General features: G+C 43.9%; 5 protein-coding genes. 3 read left to right on the top strand and 2 right to left on the bottom strand.

The window, feature by feature from the left end; translation table 11 throughout:
* On the top strand, window positions 1-705 hold a 705-nt coding region (locus tag Q0688_RS07410; protein WP_299074701.1), incomplete at its 5' end, for an amidohydrolase family protein.
* A gap of 64 nt (window positions 706-769) precedes the next feature.
* On the opposite strand, the gene Q0688_RS07415 is transcribed toward Q0688_RS07410, so the two are convergent.
* Together Q0688_RS07415 and Q0688_RS07420 are read right to left on the bottom strand one after the other, a co-directional pair.
* Window positions 770-958, bottom strand: a complete 189-nt coding sequence (locus tag Q0688_RS07415) for a hypothetical protein (protein WP_299074703.1) — start codon at window positions 956-958, stop codon at window positions 770-772.
* Window positions 959-1,027: 69 nt separating this feature from the next.
* Entirely contained in the window at window positions 1,028-1,669 is a 642-nt protein-coding gene (locus Q0688_RS07420; RefSeq protein WP_299074705.1) for an arylesterase, read from the bottom strand.
* 1 nt (window position 1,670) lies between these two features.
* Between Q0688_RS07420 and Q0688_RS07425 the strand changes: the two genes are divergently transcribed.
* Both Q0688_RS07425 and Q0688_RS07430 read left to right on the top strand, forming a co-directional pair.
* Window positions 1,671-2,390, top strand: coding sequence for an ABC transporter ATP-binding protein (locus Q0688_RS07425; protein ID WP_299074707.1), 720 nt, complete (start codon window positions 1,671-1,673; stop codon window positions 2,388-2,390).
* A gap of 4 nt (window positions 2,391-2,394) precedes the next feature.
* The coding region (locus Q0688_RS07430; RefSeq protein WP_299074709.1) for an FtsX-like permease family protein at window positions 2,395-4,321 on the top strand (1,927 nt) is incomplete at its 3' end.

Consider the following 4,321-nt stretch of genomic DNA (forward strand, 5'->3'; position numbering starts at 1 on the left):
TGGCATGTGAAGCCGTTGGGGTTCTGGTTCGAAAACCGACTGCACACAGACCAACATTTGCAATCAGTCAAGGCAGTGTCCGAGGGCCGCGCAGACATTGCATCATTGATCCCAGTGGTGAAGGGCGAGATACCGCTATTGGTGGATGCCCGTAGAACGGCAGATATCAGGCAGGTTATTGCCCTTAAACAACGTCAACCGCAATTGAATATTGTGATTTCCTATGCCACTGAAGGTTGGCGCGTGGCCAAGGAGTTAGCGGACAACAACATATCAGTGATCCTCAACCCCGAGGCCAACCTGCCTTTTGGTTTTGATCAATTAGGCGCGACCTTAAAAAATGCTGGCAGGTTAGCTGACGCAGGTGTTTCGGTAAGCATTGGTATGGAAACTCACAACATCCGCTTGGCCAGACAACATGCAGGCAATGCTGTTGCTAATGGACTGAGTTGGCAACAAGGATTAGCTGCTTTAACGATCAATGTCGCTAAGGTGTATGGCATTGATGATAAGTTGGGTAGCCTAGAAGCAGGAAAGGTCGCAGACGTGGTGATTTGGTCGGGTGATCCTCTGGAGGTAACAGAGGCGGCAGACACAGTATTAGTAGCGGGAGAGCCTATTGAAATGCAGTCTAGGCAAACTAAACTAAGAGACCGCTATATGCTGTTACAAACCGATAAACCTAAGCAGTATGTGCGCCCTTAGGGGGCAAGCAGCCAATAAAAAACCGAGTGTATTTACTCGGTTTTTTATTGCGCGAAGTATTATTTTACACGCTTACATCAACAACAGTGCCGACCCGTTGCTCGGGCGCGGGACTTGCCGCGGGCTGACTTTCTTGCGGGGCTGGCGATTCTAGTACAGCTTGTTGTTCGGCTCGATTAACTTGCTGCGCAGAGCCAGTTTGAGTCGGTGCAACCTGTGCGAGTGAACCAGCACCTGATGAACTAATTTCCATACCTTCCTCCTATTTTGAATAGAATGGCTTTGTAACGCTATTTATTCTAGTTGTTTGTTTTTTAGTCTGCTAGGGAAATATGACTCCACCCAATGTTTTTTGCATCTCTTTGGCGATAATAATTTGCGCTTCGGCTGTTGGATGGATGCCATCTCGCTGCATTAAACTCTTATCTAAGGCGATGTTTTCTAAAAAGAAAGGAAGTAAGGTTAGTGCATGTTTTTCGGCGAGCTGGGTGTAACTAGCAGTGAACATTTTAGTATATCTTGTTCCATAATTAGTGGGTATTTGCATTTGTTGTAGTATGACTTTTACTTTATCTTTTTGTGATAGCTGGATTATTTCTTCTAAATTACCGCGTATTTTACTTATAGGATGGCCCTGCAAACCGTCGTTTCCGCCTAGTTCCACAAAAATATGGGTGGGCTGATGCTGTTCTAATAATCTTGGCAACCTGGCTAGGGCACCATCTGTGGTTTCACCGCTAATAGCTGCATTTATCACATTTACATCTTGATCTTGCCACGCATCTTGTAACAAACTTACCCACCCTTGCTCTTGCTTTAGACCATAGGCAGCGCTTAGGCTATCACCCAAAATTAGTAATTTTGTTTCTTTGGCGTGCAACTGATCCGGGATCAGTAACAAACGTATTACAACAAATAACAAAACAATTTTAATTCGTAACGAATAAGTATTAAGAAACGGCACTATGACTCCAACAACTATGATTAAGACAAATGGTATTAGCAAAACTGTCAATACGACTCAAGGGCAATTACAGATCCTCAAGCCAATTAGCTTTGAAGTCAAGGCGGGTGAGTCGATTGCCATAGTAGGCGCGTCGGGCTCCGGAAAATCAACCTTACTGAGCCTGTTGGCGGGATTAGATGAAGTGTCTTCTGGCGAGATTTATCTTGATAATCAAGCCATGCAAAATATGGATGAAGAGCAACGTGCGCAACTAAGAGGCGAAAAAGTCGGCTTTATCTTTCAAAGCTTTATGCTAGTGCAAAGTTTAACCGCTATTGAAAATATCATGTTGCCCGCTGAAATTGCCGGACACAGCGATGCTAAAAAACGCGCCATGGATATTTTAGCCTTAGTAGGTTTGGATCATCGAGCCAGCCATTACCCCAATCAATTATCGGGTGGTGAGCAACAACGTGTTGCTATTGCAAGAGCGTTTATTTCCGAGCCAAAAATTTTATTTGCCGATGAACCAACGGGTAACCTTGATGCAGCCAATAGCGATAAAATTGAAAAGCTTTTGTTTGAATTAAATAAAAATTCTAACACCACTTTGGTTTTGGTGACTCATGATCCAGAGCTGGCAAATAAATGCCAACGTCAACTGCATATGCAAGCAGGTGAGCTAGCAGAAGTATTCCCTGAGTCTGAAAATGAGCAAGCTGCTCGACAAGTAGGTTAGTGCTATGACTAATCATACTTTGAGTTTGGCATGGCGATTATTTCGTCATGAAACCAAACGAGGCGAGTTGACTATTATCCTGCTGGCAATAATTTTGTCGGTTGCTTCTGTTTTGTCGTTATCTCTATTTAGTGAAAGGCTTAAATACGCCCTTACTGAGAAAAGCGCCGAATTTATAGCCGCTGATAGAGTGCTCAATTCTAATAATCCCGCTGACCCAGCTTGGATCGAAAAAGCCCAAGAAATGGGTCTAAACACTGCCCACCAAACTTACGCTCGCTCTATGGTGTTTGCCAACGAACAAATGGATTTAGTTGATTTAAGAGCCGCAGATAGCGGCTATCCATTAAAAGGTAAAGTGAAAGTTGCCGAAAAACCTTTTGTGCAAGGAATGGCGATAGACCGCCTTCCTGCTTCAGGAGAAGCGTGGATTGAATCTCAATTGTTCCAAACTTTGGCAATTGCTGTAGGCGATAACATCGAAGTAGGGGAAAAAGAATTTATTGTTACTAAGGTGCTTACGGAAGTGCCAGATGCAGGGTTCAGTGTGTTTGGAGGTGATCCCAAAGTTCTGATTTCAAAGCGTGATTTAGCGGCGGCCAAAGTGGAAGGCCCAGGAAGTAGAATTGACTACAGCTATTTTTTTACTGGCAATAGCGCCGATTTGGATGATTATTACACTTGGTTAGAGCCACAGCTTGATAGAGAAATTCACAATTGGAATTCAATTGAAGACGACGAATCGGGTATTGGACAAGCGGTTGGTAGAGCAGGGCAATACTTTTTATTAGCAAGCTTGTTAGCCATTGTTTTAGCGGCTGTTTCAATTGCTGTGGCTGCGCAGCGGTATAGTATGCGCCATTACGACCCTGTGGCCATTATGAAAACTTTAGGTGCACCTAAAAAAATGGTGCAACAAATTTATTTACTGCAGATTTTATTTATTACCGCCCTAGGGATCACAATAGGTGCAATCTTAGGCTTTGTTATTCAGCAACTAGTGGTGACTGCGGTGGCCGATCAGGTCGATGTGTCGATTGATGTGTGGCATTGGCGACCACTGATAATTGCCATCTTTACCGGTACGGTTTGTGCGGTATTGTTTTCTTTATATCCCTTGATGAAATTGTTTTCGGTCTCTCCTCTTAGAGTATTGCGCCGGGATTTAGGAGCCAATTTAAGTTCGCGTTTGATTCAGTTTGTCGCCTCAGGTGGCGCGATTTTTCTGCTTATGCTGGCCTATAGTCAAAACCTAAAAGTCAGCGCAATTTTATTTGTTTCAGGCATTGTTTTAGTGGTGAGTCTACTAGCAGTCACTTATGTGCTGATTTGGGCCGGACGCAAACTAGGTCAAGGTAAAATGGGCGCTTGGCAACTGGCATGGGCGCGAATTCATCGCCGTGCAATGGACAACAGTGTGCAACTTATCAGCTTTGCGGTAACCATTATGCTATTGCTGGTGGTGTTAGTAATGCGCAATGATATGGTCACCCAATGGCAGGATCAGCTTCCAGAAGGTACCCCAAATTACTTTTTAGTGAATGTTAGCCATGCGCAACTACCAGACCTACAACAACATTTTGCAGACAGCCAAGTTGATATAAAAAGCTTCTATCCTGTGGTTCGAGGTCGATTTGTAGCGGTGAATGAAGAAAAAGTGCGTACCGCCGTATCTAAAGAAGATTCAGATAAACCGCAAACAGGGCGTGATGGTCTGGGTCGAGAAGCCAATTTAACTTGGAGCAATGATTTACAAACAGGCAGTAAAATTGTTGAAGGACAATGGTTTGATTTAGACAACAGCAAGGACTCAGAGTCTGTTCGACCTTATGAAGTCTCAATCGAAAAGAGCATTGCGATGCGCATGCAACTGGGTCTAGGAGATGTCCTTACTTTTAATATTGGTAGCGAAATTGTGGATGTAGAGGTGA

It is taken from the genome of uncultured Paraglaciecola sp., from assembly GCF_937123705.1.
In the GTDB taxonomy this organism is placed as follows: Bacteria; Pseudomonadota; Gammaproteobacteria; order Enterobacterales; family Alteromonadaceae; genus Paraglaciecola.